Source organism: Staphylococcus sp. HMSC059F04, from assembly GCF_001812565.1.
Taxonomy (GTDB): Bacteria; Bacillota; Bacilli; order Staphylococcales; family Staphylococcaceae; genus Staphylococcus; species Staphylococcus lugdunensis.
The window spans coordinates 58,386-76,911 of record NZ_KV809466.1 but is presented as its reverse complement, the minus strand read 5'-3'; the positions used below and the strand labels follow the sequence as shown (position 1 = coordinate 76,911).

At 32.2% G+C, this 18,526-nt stretch carries 19 protein-coding genes; 13 read left to right on the top strand and 6 right to left on the bottom strand.

The genetic code is table 11. The features are described from left to right. Positions 1-272 precede the first annotated feature (272 nt). Positions 273-1,559, bottom strand: a complete 1,287-nt coding sequence (locus HMPREF2864_RS04295; protein ID WP_002461408.1) for an aminotransferase class I/II-fold pyridoxal phosphate-dependent enzyme — start codon at positions 1,557-1,559, stop codon at positions 273-275. Between the two features lie 473 nt (positions 1,560-2,032). Between HMPREF2864_RS04295 and HMPREF2864_RS04290 the strand changes: the two genes are divergently transcribed. From HMPREF2864_RS04290 to HMPREF2864_RS04265, 6 genes are all read left to right on the top strand, one after another. Then, the gene (locus HMPREF2864_RS04290) at positions 2,033-2,212 is read left to right on the top strand and encodes an SE1626 family protein (RefSeq protein WP_002461405.1); all 180 of its coding nucleotides are present in this window, start codon (positions 2,033-2,035) and stop codon (positions 2,210-2,212) included. A gap of 225 nt (positions 2,213-2,437) precedes the next feature. Further along, a complete protein-coding gene (locus HMPREF2864_RS04285) occupies positions 2,438-2,818 on the top strand; it encodes a PSM export ABC transporter transcriptional regulator PmtR (protein WP_002461404.1) in 381 nt (126 codons plus the stop codon). Further along, entirely contained in the window at positions 2,815-3,702 is an 888-nt protein-coding gene (locus HMPREF2864_RS04280) for a phenol-soluble modulin export ABC transporter ATP-binding protein PmtA (RefSeq protein ID WP_002461402.1), read from the top strand. Before HMPREF2864_RS04285 ends, HMPREF2864_RS04280 begins: the two co-directional genes overlap by 4 nt. After that, complete coding sequence (locus HMPREF2864_RS04275; protein ID WP_002461401.1) at positions 3,699-4,364, top strand: phenol-soluble modulin export ABC transporter permease subunit PmtB; 666 nt, start codon at positions 3,699-3,701, stop codon at positions 4,362-4,364. Before HMPREF2864_RS04280 ends, HMPREF2864_RS04275 begins: the two co-directional genes overlap by 4 nt. 18 nt (positions 4,365-4,382) lie before the next feature. After that, complete coding sequence (locus HMPREF2864_RS04270) at positions 4,383-5,255, top strand: phenol-soluble modulin export ABC transporter ATP-binding protein PmtC (protein ID WP_070545035.1); 873 nt, start codon at positions 4,383-4,385, stop codon at positions 5,253-5,255. Then, positions 5,255-5,983 carry a phenol-soluble modulin export ABC transporter permease subunit PmtD gene (locus HMPREF2864_RS04265; protein WP_002461398.1) on the top strand — a complete coding sequence of 243 codons (729 nt, stop codon included), beginning with the start codon at positions 5,255-5,257 and terminating at the stop codon, positions 5,981-5,983. The genes HMPREF2864_RS04270 and HMPREF2864_RS04265 overlap by 1 nt, the downstream gene beginning before the upstream one ends. 93 nt (positions 5,984-6,076) lie before the next feature. Here HMPREF2864_RS04265 and HMPREF2864_RS04260 read toward each other — a convergent pair whose 3' ends face one another. Next, positions 6,077-6,634 carry a thioredoxin family protein gene (locus HMPREF2864_RS04260; RefSeq protein WP_002461397.1) on the bottom strand — a complete coding sequence of 186 codons (558 nt, stop codon included), beginning with the start codon at positions 6,632-6,634 and terminating at the stop codon, positions 6,077-6,079. A gap of 128 nt (positions 6,635-6,762) precedes the next feature. On the opposite strand from HMPREF2864_RS04260, the gene HMPREF2864_RS04255 reads away from it, so the two are divergent. The 3 genes from HMPREF2864_RS04255 to HMPREF2864_RS04245 all read left to right on the top strand — a co-directional run bounded on the left by HMPREF2864_RS04255 (position 6,763) and on the right by HMPREF2864_RS04245 (position 8,750). Next, positions 6,763-7,287 (top strand): hypothetical protein, encoded by a 525-nt coding sequence (locus tag HMPREF2864_RS04255; RefSeq protein ID WP_002461396.1) that lies wholly within the window; start codon positions 6,763-6,765, stop codon positions 7,285-7,287. Positions 7,288-7,356: 69 nt separating this feature from the next. Continuing rightward, entirely contained in the window at positions 7,357-7,911 is a 555-nt protein-coding gene (locus HMPREF2864_RS04250; protein WP_002461394.1) for an HAAS signaling domain-containing protein, read from the top strand. Next, on the top strand, positions 7,911-8,750 hold the full coding sequence (locus HMPREF2864_RS04245) for a DUF4097 family beta strand repeat-containing protein (protein WP_002461393.1): 840 nt from the start codon (positions 7,911-7,913) through the stop codon (positions 8,748-8,750). Before HMPREF2864_RS04250 ends, HMPREF2864_RS04245 begins: the two co-directional genes overlap by 1 nt. A 385-nt stretch (positions 8,751-9,135) precedes the next feature. Here HMPREF2864_RS04245 and HMPREF2864_RS04240 read toward each other — a convergent pair whose 3' ends face one another. Then, on the bottom strand, positions 9,136-10,176 hold the full coding sequence (locus tag HMPREF2864_RS04240; protein WP_070545033.1) for a C45 family autoproteolytic acyltransferase/hydrolase: 1,041 nt from the start codon (positions 10,174-10,176) through the stop codon (positions 9,136-9,138). A gap of 311 nt (positions 10,177-10,487) precedes the next feature. Between HMPREF2864_RS04240 and HMPREF2864_RS12030 the strand changes: the two genes are divergently transcribed. Both HMPREF2864_RS12030 and HMPREF2864_RS04235 read left to right on the top strand, forming a co-directional pair. Further along, positions 10,488-10,661, top strand: a complete 174-nt coding sequence (locus tag HMPREF2864_RS12030) for a hypothetical protein (RefSeq protein ID WP_002461390.1) — start codon at positions 10,488-10,490, stop codon at positions 10,659-10,661. Positions 10,662-10,786: 125 nt separating this feature from the next. Further along, positions 10,787-11,821, top strand: a complete 1,035-nt coding sequence (locus HMPREF2864_RS04235) for a 6-phosphogluconolactonase (RefSeq protein ID WP_037543612.1) — start codon at positions 10,787-10,789, stop codon at positions 11,819-11,821. Between the two features lie 94 nt (positions 11,822-11,915). Here HMPREF2864_RS04235 and HMPREF2864_RS04230 read toward each other — a convergent pair whose 3' ends face one another. From HMPREF2864_RS04230 to HMPREF2864_RS04220, 3 genes are all read right to left on the bottom strand, one after another. Continuing rightward, positions 11,916-13,295, bottom strand: coding sequence for an aldehyde dehydrogenase (locus HMPREF2864_RS04230; RefSeq protein WP_070545032.1), 1,380 nt, complete (start codon positions 13,293-13,295; stop codon positions 11,916-11,918). Between the two features lie 443 nt (positions 13,296-13,738). Further along, entirely contained in the window at positions 13,739-14,668 is a 930-nt protein-coding gene (locus tag HMPREF2864_RS04225) for a manganese-dependent inorganic pyrophosphatase (protein WP_002461385.1), read from the bottom strand. Between the two features lie 54 nt (positions 14,669-14,722). Next, positions 14,723-15,277, bottom strand: a complete 555-nt coding sequence (locus HMPREF2864_RS04220) for a cysteine hydrolase family protein (RefSeq protein WP_002477934.1) — start codon at positions 15,275-15,277, stop codon at positions 14,723-14,725. Between the two features lie 117 nt (positions 15,278-15,394). On the opposite strand from HMPREF2864_RS04220, the gene HMPREF2864_RS04215 reads away from it, so the two are divergent. Both HMPREF2864_RS04215 and HMPREF2864_RS04210 read left to right on the top strand, forming a co-directional pair. Next, positions 15,395-16,480 (top strand): glycosyl hydrolase family 28-related protein, encoded by a 1,086-nt coding sequence (locus HMPREF2864_RS04215; RefSeq protein WP_002461383.1) that lies wholly within the window; start codon positions 15,395-15,397, stop codon positions 16,478-16,480. Between the two features lie 135 nt (positions 16,481-16,615). Then, positions 16,616-18,178, top strand: a complete 1,563-nt coding sequence (locus tag HMPREF2864_RS04210) for an SLC13 family permease (RefSeq protein WP_037543609.1) — start codon at positions 16,616-16,618, stop codon at positions 18,176-18,178. The last annotated feature ends 348 nt before the right edge of the window (positions 18,179-18,526 follow it).

Below are 18,526 nucleotides of genomic sequence, written 5' to 3'. Positions count from 1 at the left end.
CGAGTTGGGGTGGGGCCCCAACAAAAAGAAATGCGAAAAGCATTTCGTCGAACAAAGCAAGTTGGGGTGACTAAAGCTGTCCCCTAAGAAAGCGAGCAAACAATACGAAGTATTAAATCAAAAAGGAGCGCTCAGATGAGTTGAATTCAATTCATCTGAGTGCTCCTTCTCTGAGATTTATGTGCCAGACTCTATTATTTAGGGGAAAATGGTCTAGGCTATATTTTTCATGAATGATATTCTAAAAAATGTTTTTCAAATCAACGATTTCCTTATTTTAAATCTTCAATAGCTTGAGCAATCGAATTAAATACATGCGGAATATCATCTTTTTCGACACAGCTGAAGGCAACACGAATATCAGTGTCATTTAAGGCAATAATACCGATTGAATATTTATTAATTAAATGAACACGTAATTCCTCAGGATCAACACCGTTCACTTTAAGTGCCATAAAGTAGCCTGAATTAAAATCATAAGCTTGCCAATGACGTTGGTATTGTTTATCATAAACGACTTCTTTAGTTACAGCATAACGCTCTTGCAAAGTATTAATGTTTGTTTGAATTTCTTTATTAAATTGCTCATGATGTTCTAATACATATTTAATTGCGCTTTGTGATGGCATTGGTCCACTAGATATATTACTTCTGATTAACCCTTTGACTTTAGCTTCTAATACTTGTTGAGCTGTATCATTATGAATACCAAATGTCATAAAGCCAACACGCAATCCCCATGCAAAAAATTCTTTTGTTGCACCATCTAAACGAACAGGTAAAATATTCTTGTGATTTAAAGTAGTGAGCGCTGTGAAGATAGATTGCGTATAGACATCTTCATAAAATAAACCATAATATGCATCGTCTACAACCGCAATTACTTTTGTCCCCTTATTGGCTAATGCTTCAATGGCTTCAACAATTGTTTTCACTTCTTGTTTAGTTGGTGTATAGCCAGTTGGATTATTTGGATAATTTAAAATCATAATAACCTTGTCAGAAGTGTAATGTTCTAAAGTTGATACTAATGCATCCGTAGTATAATGGCCATTATTATCAAAAATATCATAAGTATTGATATTAGCTTGATGTCTTGTATTAAAGATTAGTTTATAGTTACCCCAATTATGTGATGGCAATAAAATAGTATCATTTGTATCAACAAAGAGATCACCAATTAGTGACAAACCATGAGTAAGCGCATTTGTCACGATTGGTTTACTGATCATATGTGACTTTAAATCTGGATTTTCTTTTAATATTTTTTCTTGCCACAATGTTCTTAATCCTTCAATGCCTTGAGGTGGCGCATAAGGAAAAATTTCATCTGGTGATAAATGATTAAAGACACCATATAATTCGTTAGCATACATTTTACCGTCTTTATCTGTGGCCATTCCTATTGTTGCATTATATTTTGTAGACTTGGCATCTGCTGATTGGGAAAGAATACCTTTTGGGTAAAACATTTCTTTACCTAATTGAGACAACATGGATAAAACTTCTGGATTGTACTGATAAAGTTCATTATTTAAGTTCTGTGCTAATGGGTTCATTTATTTAACCTCACTTTAATTTATATTCATACTTATATTATCTTGAAAATTGATAAAGATAAAGTCATGTTAAAAATATAGGGAAATAAATTTCTTTAATGCGAACACATGTTCTATTTTTATGTTAAAATAAGAACAGGTCATCTATCCAATGGCACTTTGCAGTTTGGGAGGTGTAGCATAATGACGTGGTGGTTAGATGTAATAACTACATTATTAACAGGTGGAATACTTGTTATTTTTCGTATTTGGTTAGAAAACAAATGGAAAGATAAAGGATGACCATACACAAAAAACCCCAAGTCTGCGGCAACAGACTTGGGGTTGTGTAGCATAATTTGTGGATACACCTATATTCTAACATTCGATTCTAATTTCATCAATATAAAAGTGTGCTATCTTATTTATAGTTATTAAAATCAGTTCATTGTTGTAGCTAAGTCTGATATAATGCTCGTGTTGAGGTGAATGAAATGAAGCATTTAACTAAAATATTTGCTATTTTAGCAATTATTCTTTTTGTTCTTGGATACTATTTACAAGCTACGAATCACGAAAGCTCAGGAATTAAAATTTTAACCGCTGCTATTTTGTTCATTATTTGTGCTTTTATTAGTCGGAACAATGATAGACGCAAGCAAAATAGAAAATAAAGTAATAATAATTACATTTTTTACCATGTTCTTATCGATATACTTAAGTCGTAAATTGCTGAACTTCAGGCATTTTACGGCTTATATATTACGAGAAAATGCAATTGCATATATATAGTATATATACAGTCCTCCTGAATAAAACAATAAATCTCTCTTTTTCTCTTTACATATGAAGTTATAGTGTGTATATTATGTATATACAGTTATTAAAGGGGGACGTGCATGAAAATACTGATAAAAAACACCTCTAATCAACCTATATATGAACAAATAAAGCAGCAAATAAAAGAAAATATTTTAACAGGTCAGATAGATGCTGGGAGCCATTTACCATCAATGAGAGAGCTGGCTAAGGATTTACAAGTCAGTTTAATCACGACAAAACGTGCTTATGAAGATTTAGAAAAAGATGGATTTGTGACTACAATTAGAGGAAAAGGCACCTTTGTTAAAGAACAAGACCAATCTATTTTAAAAGAGAAACAATTTATTGTGATTGAACAACTTGCTCATTCATTGTGTAAAGAGGCTAAAACGATTGGTATGCCTTTAGCAGAAATAAAGGAAATTATCTCTTTGATTTATGAGGAGGATGAAGTATGAATGTTGTAGAACTAAACAACGTTAATTACAAAAATCCATCAATTGAACTCAAAAATATTTCCTTTAATATACCACGTGGATTTGTCACTGGTTTTATCGGAGCTAATGGGTCTGGTAAAACGACCATCATACGTCTGATAATGGGTTTACTCGAGGCTTCTAGTGGAACAATTCAACTCTTTAATCGTACTATGGATGATGCACCACAGTACATTAAGGATAAAATAGGCTTTGTCTATTCAGATATATATGCAAATCCTGATTGGACAATCGATAAATTAGAGTATTATACGGCACCTTTTTATAATCAGTGGGATACGAAGTGTTTTAACGATTACTTGAGACAATTTCACTTGAACAAGCAGCAAAAGATAAAGATGCTTTCGAGTGGGATGAAAATGAAATTATCATTAGCGTTAGCACTTAGTCATCACGCAGAACTGTTTGTTTTTGACGAGCCTACCTCTGGATTAGATCCAGTAGCTCGTAATGAAGTTCTGACATTGATACAACATGAACTATTAGATGAACAAAAGACAGTATTGATGTCAACGCATATTATGTCTGATTTAGAAAAAATTGCCGACTATTTAGTTTATCTAAAGCATGGTGAAATCTTATTAACAGGTGAATGTGATGCTTTATTAGCAAAATATGATATTGTCAAAGGTGATGCAGCTCAATTAGATAGCGAACTAGATGACCTACTAGATTACAAAGAGATACGCCACACTGGTTACTTAGGATTGACGAGTCACGGTAATACATTTAAAGAGCTTTTTGGTCATGATGTAGAAGTTTATAGTCCGACGATAGAAGAATTAATGATTTATTTAGATAAAGGGCAGAAAAATAATCTATCAGTAAGGGAGGATTCACAATGAAATCCCTTCTGATGCGAAACTTTAAATTACGACAATGGACCCTTTACATATACTTAGGGCTTTTAGTGTTCTTTCCAATTTACATTATTATTACAGTAAATACAGATTTTGGATTTATCATCTTTATTCCAATAGGTATCATCTTAATGATAATTAGTATCTTTGATGCAGGACATATGTTTAGAGTGCATAAAAGACTAGGTGGACAACAAGCCTATATATATTTTGCCAGTTTGCCCGTATCTAAAAAGGACATGCTTCGTGCAAATTATCTTACGTGCTTATTGTTAACACTTTTTGGAGCACTGGTCATCGGTTTATATGATAGTCAAACAATTGATAATGAACTCATGAATCGACTGCATATTTCAACTGCATATTCATTTTTAATTGTTAATTTCCTATCTATACCAATCGCTTTTCCAAAATATACGGAGTATAAGCGAAAAGGCGTTAGCTATGTTGGTTATTTAATCTTCATGTTAATTGTTATACCAGTTATGTATTCATTTTTCTTTACAGTTTTAAATCATGCTTTGTTCAATAATCAATTGTCTAAAAATGAGGTTGCTTATTTTTTAAACAACGGATTATTAGTAATTGCAATTCTCATATTTATTATTAATTATTTCATACAGTTAAAATACATTAAACGTTTATAAAAAGTCAGGAGGTATTTGATGCAATTAAAGAAAATCACCAAAACATATAAAGATAATGTCGTGTTAGACCAAATTGATTTTGATTTTAAGGAAAGTCAAATTGTAGGACTTATTGGTAAAAATGGTGTTGGAAAGACAACATTGATGAAAGTGATGAACAATAATATTATCAACTATCAAGGAGAAGTTGCGGTTAATCGTGAAGATAATATAGGTTATTTAATCGAACATCCAAAGCTTTATGATAATAAATCCGGATTAGATAATTTGAAATTATTTGCTCAAGTATTAGGTAATGGATTTGATAAAAGTTATTCAGATAAAATTATCGATGCTTTTGGAATGAGATCATATATTAATAAAAAAGTTAAAAAATACTCTATGGGTATGAAACAAAAATTAGCAATTGCAGTTTCTTTGATGAATAAACCAAAGTATTTGATTTTAGATGAACCAACGAATGGTATGGACCCAGATGGATCGATTGATGTTCTTGAGACAATTAAGTCATTAGTTGAAGAACTACAAATGAAAATACTTATCTCTAGTCATAAACTTGAAGATATTGAATTAATTTGTGATCGTGCTATTTTCTTAAGAAATGGTAAATTTGTACAAGATGTTGATATGACAAAAGGAAGTATTGATGATGCTACTATTATTAAAGTTAAGGTAGAGCAGTTTGACGAGGCGAAAGAAGTGCTAGAGAACCATTTCAATGTACTCGAGTCACATGCTGAACTTGGAGAATTGCATATTAAAATTCAACAAGATTATAGTCAATTACTTAAATTGTTAGCGCAACGTCATGTGTACCCAATGTTTATTGAATCACGTAAAAATTCATTGCGCGACACGTATTTTAATATTAATCAAAGAGGTGATAAATAATGAGAAGCTTACAACTAGTGAAATATGATTTAATTAGTATAATAAAAAGTTATTTGACATATGTGGCAATTGCACTTGTTGGTGGGTTATTTGGACTAGTATCCTACTTGTTTATGAAAAATGCGCATAAAGTCCACTATGAGTCATTAATTCCAATGATTAACTGGGCTTTACTATTTGTGGGCACGCTTTTTGTAATTAAAACAATCACTAGAGATTATTCACAAGGGACAATTCAACTTTATATGAACAGAGTTTCTAGCAGAATTGGATATGTGATGGCGAAAGTTATATCAATTATTTTGATAGCACTTATATTTGCAGGAGTAGCTTATATTTCTATGCTGTTAATTCAAGCCTTTACTAAGGGCGATAAATTAGATGGAGATATATTCCTAAAAAACATTTGGTTCTATGTGATTTTCTTATTATTTTATGGATTAGTATTATTCTTGCTGACACTCATTGTTCAAAAGCCAGCAGTGATATTTACAATAGGTATTTTCTTAATCTTTATTGTGCCATTTATTGATCCATTTTTAGGACTTATTCCAGAATGGGGAGAACACATACAAGATGCGATGAAATATATACCGTTTAGCTATTTAACAAAAAAAGAATTAAATAGCAATATAGAATTTACAAATTGGCAGTGGTTTATCTCAATCGCATCAATTGTAGTGCTTTTTGTAACAACACTGTTTTATGCAACTAAGCGCGATATATAAAAAATATTAAAAATAATAAAAGTAATATTGAAACAAAGTACACCCTAAAAGTTAGCTTTTTTCTAACTTTTAGGGTGTTTTTACATTGGATAATTAACTTAATTTCGTAATAATAGAGTCATAAACAGCTTGCCATAATGTAGAGTCTGTTTTATAACGATTAGAAATAATAACATGTGTTTCATTTAACTTATCTTCGTAATTAGCATCTTCTTTGTTAGGTAAGTGCGTTGAACGAACGTCATCGACAAATTTTTGAACAATTTGTGCACGTGGACCCCAAACGGTCTCTTGTTCATAGTTATCGTTTAAAAAGATAAAAATGGGAATCGAACGAGATGTACCATTAGTTAAATATTGATCAATTAAATCCGTATCTTCGTCTCTATGGAAGACACGCACTTCCCAATTTAGTTCTTCGCTGATACGTTTCAGAATAGGTAAATTCATCATCGCATCGCCACACCAGTCTTCTGATATTACTAATACTTTGCTGTAAGCTGATTGTTGCAACTGTTTGAGTCGCTGATCATCATTAGGTAGCTTGAATGACTCATAAATTGACAATACATTTTCCTTGTTTACTGTCATGTCATCAATGTACTGACCAATAGGTTGACTTTGCTTAAAATATGTTTCTAACTTAGCCATAATCATTTCCTCCCATTAAGTAGTTTATATAATTATAGCAACAAATGCATAATATACAAATGAAGACGCTTTCTTTTATAAGATATTCATAAAGATACCATAAAGATAAATGCAACGAGCTAGTGCTTATGATATATTTAATAAATAGTAAGAAAGTGGTGAATAAAGTGCGTATTGAAAACAGATGGATTGTTTTTTTAATATTCTTAATAAGTTCCATTATTGTTTTAATAAGTTTAAATGTTTATAAAAATGAAAAGTCGGTGGATTTATCTGAACTAAAAATTAATGATTTACAACTAAATCAACAATTCAATAGTTCGGATTATCAACTGAACCACAAAATAAAGTTAGATAGATATCGTTTTTATACACATAAAAAGTATAAAAATCTTATAGTTAAAGTTCAAAAGCATAGTAATAAAATAAAAGGGATTGTGTTAATTAATCATTCTAATATTACTACTAATTTTGGAGTTCAAATTGGTGATTCAATTGATCAAGCCATTATGAATTTAGGGGAAAGCTATAAAAAAACACATCAGGGCAAGAAATATAAGTCAATTACATATTTTGATAAGCAAAATCATATGAAATTATCTATTTTATATAAAGATAATAGTGTAAAACGATTAGAATTTTTCAGTCGCTAATACATTCGACTTATTAAATTTTTACCACTAAATATGATATATAGATAAACGATATAGTGGAGTGAACGTATGGATAAGATTACTTTTTTAAACCAGCTTGAAATTGAATTAGATGAGTTGCCTCGAGAACAAAAAGACCAAATTATGTATAAGTATGAATCGATGTTTTTGGCTGAAGAACAACAAGGGAAAACAGAACAACAAATTGTTACAAAAATGCCGGAACCGCAAAATATTGCCAAAAATTTTAAAGCGAAATCAGCGATTAGTTATGCAGAGTTCCGTCCTAATCTACGTAATGTTGTTAGAGCAGTTATGGCATCACTTAGTTTAGGTGTATTATCGACGCTATTTATTTTAATTCCTACATTAATTGTTGGGATGATTTTAATGCTTATATTGGTAATGGCTTGTGTTCTAACATTAACACCTATCATTTTAATGCTCGTAAGTTTGTGGCGACACATTCCAGATTCATTGAGTAATATTTTATTTGGGCTTTCATATTCAGGATTGGGATTAATATTTATCGTTTTAGCATTAAAACTGGTTAATTTAATTTATCGTTTAATTATTAAATATTTAATGTGGTATATTAAAACGGTTAAAGGAAGCGTCCAATAATGAAAAAAGTAATGATTGCAGGTATCGCTATATTTATTATTTTCTTCATTAGCGGTACACTATCATGGTTTATGCATGATAAAGAAAAATATAAAAATTTGAAATATACTCAGTCTTATGATGCAAATGAAATAAAAAGTTTATCAATTAAAGCTTCTGGTGGCGTTCATATAAAGCAAGGTAAACAATTTAAGGTGAAATATTACAGTGATAATAAGGTAACTATGCATAAATACAAAGGTACATTGCGCGTAATGCAAACCAAATCTTCAAATAGAGGTTATAGTGTTAATGTCAATCCATTTAGAACCATTAATTATATGATTGAAATAGAGGTACCATCTAAAATGTTAAAGCATTTAACGATCGATGCTCCAAACAATAAGTTAATTATTGATGGTATTCAGTCAGCTGAGACAACAATTTATAAAGGGGTTGATAGCATAAATATTACCAATTGTCATTTCGATAATGCTGAAATCAATGGCGATAATTATTATATGAACATCAATAACAGTAAGATGCGGTCAAGTCGTTTTAAAGTAGACAGTGGGGGCTTTAACATTGAAAATAGCCAAATGAATGATTCTATTTTTCTTGCTAATCAAGGAGATATAAGATTTGAAGATATGCCGCGACAATCAAATTTGAAAGCAGCTACGAAAAATGGAGACATTAATTTTGCATATAAACGAAAGCCAAAAAACACATTATTAAAACTTCATCCAGGTCACGGTAAAAGTGTTGTCACACAGTCAGCATTTAAAGAAGGAAAAGTAGGTATCAGTCACAACATTTTAGAGTTTTATACAACTGATGGAGATATAATAATCCAATAATTAGATGACACAGAGTCTAAAACATGATACCTAGAAAACAGTTCAGTTTGGTACATCATTATGTTTTAAACTATAAACTAAATATTGGCAGTAATTGACTTGATTGAAAGTACGCTGATACCAAGCTTTTTTCAATCCTAGTCAACCTTGCCAGGGCGGGACTGCGAATTCATCATGAACTCGTAGTCCCGCTCTTTTCTTTATTAACGATCGTTCGTATTATTGACTTGCTTTCATTGGTAATAGTTTCAGCACATCTTGAACCCTCAAAAGCCTTGTCTAAATACTTTAAACTAATTCCTAATGTTTAATTATATGTTGTCAGAGACTTATTCTCTTTTGTTTATTCGTTATAGAAGTAAACACGTTATTTAATGTTTTTTCATTAATAAGTAGCAAAGGTTAAATCAGTATCTAAACGACCATCAAATTGATTAAAGGATACCGGCGTGCCGTTTAACCATGCTTGAAAATCAATAACGCGTGGCGCTTTATTTTCACCTAAAGTCATCCATGCAAATAAAGATTGTGGTTCATACATAGAAGTGTGGATCGTACCAGACCAACTTCTGAATAATTTACTATATATTTCATATTGAGGATCATTAAATAGTTTGAATGCTTGATGTTTGTCAAGTGATTGTGTTGTTTGACTGATAGTATGTTCAAGGCGAGCTTGAGATTCAGCCGTATAATTTCTATTTTCGTGAGTTAAAAGTTCAAAGTGATTCGTACATACTTTATCATAACGGACGTTGAAACTGCGAGGCGTGACTTCAATAATTGCATGGTTTAAGTTTTTATCCATAACTATGTAGCTGAAAGAACTTCTATGAGGAAGTTCTTGTAAAAACGTAATTGCATCATCAACAGTTTTACAATATTGTAAAATTAAGCGACCAATCATATAGCATACAAATCCATTACCTGGCTTTTTACGATGCATGAAATTGTACCCCATTACTAGGCCAGCTTCATTCATGCCATCCATTCGACCTGTCACTCTGGATGTAGGTCCAATTTGAGCTAAACCACCATCATTCGGTTGAAATAATAAGTAACGACCATCATAAGTTGCAGGATGATAATCATAATTTCTGACCATATAATCTTTGCCTTGAAAGACGGTACAACCGCTCTCTGGTAAATCAGTAAAACGATAATGTGCGAAATTTAAGACCATTTGTTTACTTGGAAGATTTAATACATCTTGCATTCCAGTTAGTTCTTGCCATATTTCTGGCGCATATGTTTGAAAAACGCCATACGTTTCTTTAACATCTATATCAAATCTTGGCATGCGTTTCTTCCACTCTTGTTCTCTATTTTTTAGTAAAGGGGTTTTACGTAACCATTGAGCTGTTTTAACACCTAAATCATAGTGTGAGCCACGATGTGTCATAATTTCAGTTTGAACATGTTGCATTGTAAACCTCCACAAGTTAATTTATTACAGAATTGTAATATGTTATTAATTGTATTTTTCACAATAATGAATTTATAATAAATAACAGCATTAGATATTGCTAATCATAATTAATGAGGTGATTTTCATGAATGGAAACACTTATAATAAAGTAAAAAATGCTATTATTAATTGGTGGAATTGGTAACAAAATATTGTGATAAGCTTTTGATTATTATATCAGAATAAGGGTATAAGTTTAATGGTAAATGCATATGTGATAATATTATATATTGTAAATATGCTTATTTTTAAATAGAGGTGAAATCGCAATGTGGAACTTTATTAAAGGATTATTTAAATTTGTATTTAGCTTAGTGGCTATTACAACTGTCATTGTAAGTGTAGGTTTTGTAGCTTTTGCTTACATTTTCAAAAAAGATTTTGAAGATATCGAAAGAAAAACAAAAGAAATTATTTCTGATATTGAAGGAAATAATGCTTAATTCTATATTGTTTTAGTCAGTGTCTGTTAGTGTTACAGACGCTGTTTTTTTATTTGTTAAATAGTTGTTATTTAATTGTAATCTTTTATAGAATAGTAAATAAGAAGTTTGGAGGGATGATAGTTATGACAATTGGATATATTGGGTCATATACGAAACATAACGGAAAGGGTATTTATCGTTATGAATTAGATGATGTACAAGGGCGTATCAAATTTTTAGAAACAGGTTACAACATTGAAGCATCAACATATTTGGCTCAGACAGATGATTATTTATATGCAATCACAAAAGAGGATGCTCAGTGTGGTGTTGCAAGTTTTAAAAAGGAAGCGGATGGCTCTTTAACATATATGAATCAATGTCTGCCATCAACGGAAGGGACAGGTTGTTATATATCTATATCAACAAGTGGTGAATACCTTTTTGAGGCAGTATATAGTGCTGGACTTGTGAGATTATATAAATTGGATACTCAAACAGGCCATATTATCAACCTTATAGATGAATTAGCACTCCATTATCCCCTTGGTTCTCATGAACGTCAAGAACACTCACATGCACACTTCATTCATGAGACACCAGATCAACGCTTTGTTGTTGTTACTGATTTGGGTGCGGATCGAATTATCACATATGAATTCAGTGATAAAGGATTTAAAGAAAGTGCAGTATCACAATTTAATGATGCAGATGGGCCTCGTCATATCGCATTTCATAACAATGGACAATATGCGTATGTGGTACATGAATTATCAAATATCATCAGTGTGACAACTTATCAAAATGGCGAGTTTCATGAATTAGAACGTCATTCAACAATACCAGAACAGCTACAAAATGAAACGAAGTTAGCAGCAGTACGCTTATCTCACGACCAACGTTTTATCTATGTGAGTAATAGGGGAGATGATAGCATTGCCATTTTTAAATTAAGTGACGAAGGTGCACATCTAGAGTTAATTGATATCGTTAAAAGTGGCGGCGTATTTCCTCGAGACTTTAATATAACAGCTTCAGATGATTACATTGTTTGTGCACATCAAGAAGATGGAGGCATTGTCACAGTCTTTGAACGCAATCATGATACTGGAAAGTTATTGTTGACTGATTCAACACATGTTGCTCCAGAAGGTGTTTGTGTCACATTTTTAAATTGAAATAATAGATAAAAATAAGCCCAATAACACATTGGCATATGTTGTCATGATAGTCAATCTATCAAAACTGCCTTGTAGTTATTGGGCTTGTTTATTAATTTTTAAAAAACGCTTTAATGTATTTTAATTTACCTTTATAAGGTGGATAAATCATACTTGAATCTAAACGTGTCGATTTAAATATATAAGATTTATCATGACTAAATGTATCAAATGAATATTTACCATGATATTGTCCAATGCCTGAAGCACCAACGCCTCCAAAAGGTAAATTTGGATTAGCTAAATGCATTAAAGTATCATTAATTGCACCGCCACCAAATGATAATTCATTCAGTACGCGTTGTGTATTATTTTCATCTTCACTAAACAAGTAACAACTTAAAGGTTTTGATTTTGCGCGCACGATATCTAATGCCTCATTAAAATCATCGTATTCAATGATAGGTAGAATAGGGCCAAATATTTCTTCTTCCATAATTTTAGAATGTGGGGTAATATTTTCTAACAATGTAGGCGCTATATATCGGTTTTCTTTGTCGCTAGTCCCTCCAACAATAATTTCATTGTGATGAATATTTAATAATTCATTTAACCTAGTAAAATGTTTGTCATTAATAATGCGCCCATAATCAGGACTGTTTTGAACATTTTTGCCATAAAATTCTGCAATAGAGTGTTTTAATGCTGTAATTAGTGTAGATTTTACTTTTTTATTTACTAATATATAATCAGGTGCTACGCACGTTTGTCCAGCATTTGTAAATTTTCCAAAGGTTATTCTATCACTTGCTACTTTAATATTCGCAGTTTCGTCGACAATAACAGGTGATTTTCCTCCTAATTCAAGGGTTACAGGAGTCAATTGTTTGCTAGCTGTTTCATAAACAATACGTCCAACCATTTCACTACCTGTAAAGAAAATGTAATCAAAGGGGAGATGAAGCAACGTTTGAGTTTCATCAATACTACCTTCAACAATACTAATATACCGATGTTCAAAAGACGATTCAATGATGTGCTTAACGACTTCGGTAGTGTGTGGTGTCAATTCGGATGGCTTAATAATAGCCGTATTACCAGCTGCTATGGCACCTATGAGTGGCTCAAATACTAGTTGAACAGGATAATTAAAAGGTCCGATAATTAAGACAGTACCATAAGGTTCTTTCATAATATAACTTTTTGTTGGAAACATAAATAATGGGGTATCGACTTGTTGGGTTTTAGTCCAAGATTTTAATTCTTTGAGTGCGAGCTTAATACTTTTTAGTACGATGCCAATTTCAGTCGCGTAGGCTTCGACATTGCTTTTGCCTAGGTCTTTTTTCAATGCTTCTAGTAATGCTTTTTCATTATTTTTAATATTTTTACGCAAACTTTTTAATTGCTGTTTTCTAAACTTAACATTTTTAGTAGCTTGAGTATTAAAATATTGTTTGCTCTCATTAAATCTTTGTTCTATGTGATTCAATGCAGTGCCTCCTTTTTTCTATATCAATATTATTAATGACATGGGGAGTGGGACAGGATTCATTATGAATTCGTAGTCTCGCCCGGCAAGGTTGACTAGGATTGAAAAAAGCTTGGTATCAGCGTACTTTCAATCAAGTCAATTACTGCCAATATTTAGTTTATAGTTTAAAACATAATGATGTTCCAGACTCATTTTTTATAAACTCATAATTACGTTTTGACCATAAAAGCATGTCTAATAAGATAAATACATATCATTGTCATTGTAATATATGGCTCATTATAATCATACTAATTCAGTTTTTGTGTTTGCATTTAGGGTAAGAGGATGTAATGTGAAAAAATGATATAAATATTGACTCACTATAAAAAATAACGATTTCCACAGCATGAGCAATGAAAATCGTTACTTAATTAATATTCAATTAAACTGTAAAACTTTTATTTAATTAAAACTTCAGTTATTTGAGGAACAACTTGTTTTTTACGTGATACAACACCAGTTAAGAATGCCATACCGTCGTCTAACTTAACATTAAATGCTTCGCCAACTTTTTCTTTTTCAGCACCAACAACTAATATTTTAGAGTTACTATTGATAATATCAGTGACAACTAACACGAATAAATCATATTTTTCATTGGCACTTGCTTCTAACATTACTTTTTCAAATTCATCTTTACGGTCTAATACTTCATCAATATCTACTGTGTTAACTTGCGCAATACGAGTGACATAATCTCCCATGTTGAAAGATTTTGCATCTTTATTAATTAAAAATTCAGCAGATTTATCTGTAGTAGATGCGCCTGCTTTAAGCATATCTAAACCATAACTATCTAAATCTATTTGAGCGATGTCTTTTAGTGCTTGAGCAGCGGCAACATCTTCTTTAGTACAAGTTGGTGATTTAAATAATAAGCTGTCTGAAATGATTGCAGACACCATAAGTCCTGCAATTTCACGTTTAATTTCAAAACCACGCTCTTTATACATTTTATATAAAATAGTAGCTGTACAACCCACTGGTTCAGCACGATAATATAAAGGTCCTGCTGTTTCAAAGTTAGAGATTCTATGGTGATCAATAACATGTTTAATTGTAGCACCAGAAATCGTATCTGAACTTTGTTGGAATTCATTGTGATCAACTAAAATAACATCTTGATCTTCCAAATCATCTGTTAAAAGTTCGGGTGCATTGACATTAAAATGATCTAACGCAAATTGTGTTTCTGCACTTACGTCACCTAAACGATAAGCAGTTGCTTCAGTATTACCTCTGAGTTGTTCAAAATCTGCCATAATGATAGCTGATGAAATTGCATCAGTATCTGGATTTTTATGCCCGAATATATAAGTTTTTGTCATGCTTTTATTCTCCCTTACTAAATATGATATCTTTTATTTTAGCACGTTTTCAGATTATTCTTCTACCTCTGCGCCCAATGTATTTTTAAAATGTTGCAACGCCCAAGCATGTCCAGCTGGATTAAAGGAAGCGACCCCTTTGGCTGGTATATGAATATTGTAGCCTAAATTATATGCTGAAATCGCTGTGTGAAGAATACAAATATCAGTGCACACACCTACGATTTCAATGGTATCAATATGCCGTTCACGTAAAAGAGAATCAAGAGGTGTACCATAAAAAGAATCATATCTACGTTTATCGAGATAGTGAATATGCTTTTGATCTTGATGTTGCTTATAGAAATCACCTATCGTTCCATACAATTCTCGTCCATGTGTGCCCGCAAGATTATGTGGTGGAAAAAGATGGGTTTCTGGATGATAAATATCCTCTTCGTAATGTAAATCCATTGTAAAAATAATGTCTTGTTGTGCGGCATGATATGCTTCCAATCGGGATTTGATATACTCCTCTATGGCTTGGCCTGGATGTCCGCACGTTAATTTTCCATCAGTTGCGATAAAATCATTTGAATAATCAACTACGATTAATGCTTTCTTAATCATTTTTGCCTCCCAAATTGCTTAAAATAAAGAAAAACGTGTAATGTGATATGATGTATTTATAGTAATAAGTATAGCCATAGGACACTGCAGTTACAACTTTTTTTGAGGAGGTGCGATATGATTATCAATGCACAAGATTATGGGTTGAAAGGCAAGAATCGACGTGCAGATAGACGGGCGATTCAAAAAGCACTTAATATTGCACATCGAAGAAAAGGAAGACAAACGGTTTATATACCTGCGGGTGAATTTCATATAAATAAAGCATTAGTTATTTATGAAGGAACGACATTATTGCTAGATGAGCAAACCACTTTATTGCGAACAGGTAAAGATGCCTTATTGAAAAATGGGAAACCATATATTTTCTATCATGAATATCGTGGTAATGGTCATATCCATATTAAAGGGGGCACCTTTGATATGAACGGTAAAAATTGTCCCTATAATAATACCGCACTTTGTTTTGGACATGCTGAAGATATACAGTTGTTGGATGTCACCATTAGAAATGTTGTAGGAGGCCACTGTATTGATGCTTGTGGAATCAATGGTTTGTATATTAAGCAATGTCGATTTATTGGATTTAGAGATGTAGATGGAGATCGCTGGTTTTCAGAAGCTGTTCAACTCGATATACAAGTGCCTGGAGCATTTCCAAAATTTGGAACGCGTGATGGTACGATAACTAAAAATGTAGTGATAGAAAATTGCTACTTTGGAAAATCTAAAGCAGCTGGCATGGGTCCTTGGAATCGGGCGATTGGCTCTCATGCGAGTCGTTATCAACATTTTTATGAAAATGTTCACATAAATAATAATGTTTTTGATGGCATGACTGACTATGCAGTGACACCATTGAAATGGAAAGATACATTTATTGCGCATAATCATTTTATTAGCTGTGCTGGAGGCATCCGCTTTTTAGCAGTGAAAGATGGGAAAAATGCGGCTGATATGCTGGGGCAGGAACATCAAACAGAGGCAGGGAGAAATATCAATATTATTAACAATCATTTTAAAGGTAAGATGACTAAAGATGCTATTCACATACGCAGCTATAATAATGTGAAGCATCAAACTGTTTGCATTTCGGCTAATACATTTGATAATGCTGAAAAAACGATACATGTTGAAGATGCCAAAGACGTGACCATAAATCAGACTGAAGAAATCAATATAAATTTAATTAATATTGAATAATAAAATTTATTTACTCGAACACTCTGTTGAATTAATTTTCAAAAGGGTGTTTTTTTATATGTTATAATACTTATAATTATCATCTATTAAGTGAATATTTTGATAATTAACATAAAGATGTAGGGGGTGGAAGCGATGTTATTTTCAAAAAATGACTCGCAGCAACGGACATCAAGTTATTTAACATTTTTCTCGCAAAATAGTACAAAAAAGTCTTACAATTTAGGGCAATTATTAGGACTTATTATAGGGCCGCTATGTTTTGCTTTAATATTAATTTTCTTTCATCCACCAACTTTGCCAGAAAAAGGGGTTTTTGTATTAGCAATAACTGTGTGGATTGCAATTTGGTGGATAACAGAAGCAATTCCGATTGCAGCAACAAGTTTTTTACCGCTAATTTTATTACCAATTGGTCATGTGTTATCACCTGAAGCTGTATCATCAGAATATGGCAATGATATTATTTTCTTATTTTTAGGTGGCTTCATTCTAGCTATTGCAATGGAAAGATGGAATTTGCATACACGTGTTGCCTTAACGATTATCAAGTATATAGGGGCAAGTACAGCCAAAATATTATTGGGTTTTATGATAGCAACAGGGTTTCTATCAATGTTTGTGTCAAACACAGCAGCTGTCATGATAATGATTCCTATTGGACTAGCTATAATTAAAGAAGCAAATGAATTGAATGATAAAGAAAAACACAAAGTCAGCTTACACAAATTTGAAAAGTCTTTAGTATTAGCGATAGGTTATGCAGGAACGATAGGTGGTCTTGGCACACTGATAGGAACGCCACCATTAATAATTTTGAAAGGACAATTTGAACAACATTTTGGACAAGAAATTAGTTTTGCTAAATGGATGATTATTGGTATTCCAACTGTATTTATACTTATCGCATTAACATGGGCATATTTAAGATATGTAGCTTTTAAACATGATATGAAATATTTGCCTGGTGGACAATCATTGATTCAATCGAAATTAGATGAGCTTGGCAAAATGAAGTACGAAGAAAAGGTTGTTCAGGCTATATTTGTATTTGCAAGTTTACTCTGGATTTCGCGTGAATTTTTATTGAATAATTGGTCTGTAACGTCAGAAATAGCTGATGGTACCATCGCCATATTTATTTCAGTGCTACTTTTCATTATACCCGCAAAGAACAAACAACAGTTTCAACGAATCATTGATTGGGAAGTGGCTAAAGAATTACCATGGGGAGTACTAATTTTATTTGGTGGTGGCTTAGCTTTAGCGAAAGGGATATCAGAGAGTGGTTTGGCTAAATGGTTAGGTTTACAATTAAAATCTTTAGATGGTGTTAGCCCGATGATTATTGTAGCTGTTATTACATTATTTGTCCTGTTTTTAACAGAAATAACTTCCAATACAGCAACAGCGACGATGATATTACCAATATTGGCATCATTATCTGTAGCTGTTGATGTACACCCATTATTATTGATGGTTCCTGCAGCTATGGCAGCGAACTGTGCTTATATGTTACCTGTGGGAACACCGCCCAATGCAATCGTGTTTGGTACTGGGAAATTAGAAATTAAGGAAATGGCTTATGTAGGTTTTTGGGTCAATCTCATTAGTGCCGTACTTATCATTATTGTAGTTTATTTCTTTATGCCTATCATTTTAGGTATTGATATTTCAAAAGCTTTACCATTAAAATAATGGCTAAAGTATAAATATTAATACAAGAAAATACAGTTTAAGATAAAAATTTAAAATAATACAGGTAGGAATATAAATTCCAAAAAAATATGGTCTGGGACATAAATCTCAGAAAAACAGCAGTAAGATCATTTTCAATTAGAAAATATCTTGCTGCTGTTCTCTATTTTCACAATACTTCGTATTGAATGGCTTCGCTTTCCTAGAGTGCCGTCTCAGCCACCCCAACTCGCTTTGTTCGTTGACTTTCTTTTGGAAAGTCTTTTTGTTGGGGTCCCACCCCAACTTGCTTTGCTTGGCGGAATGCTTTTCGTATTTCTCTTTGTTGGGGCCCCACCCCAACTTGCT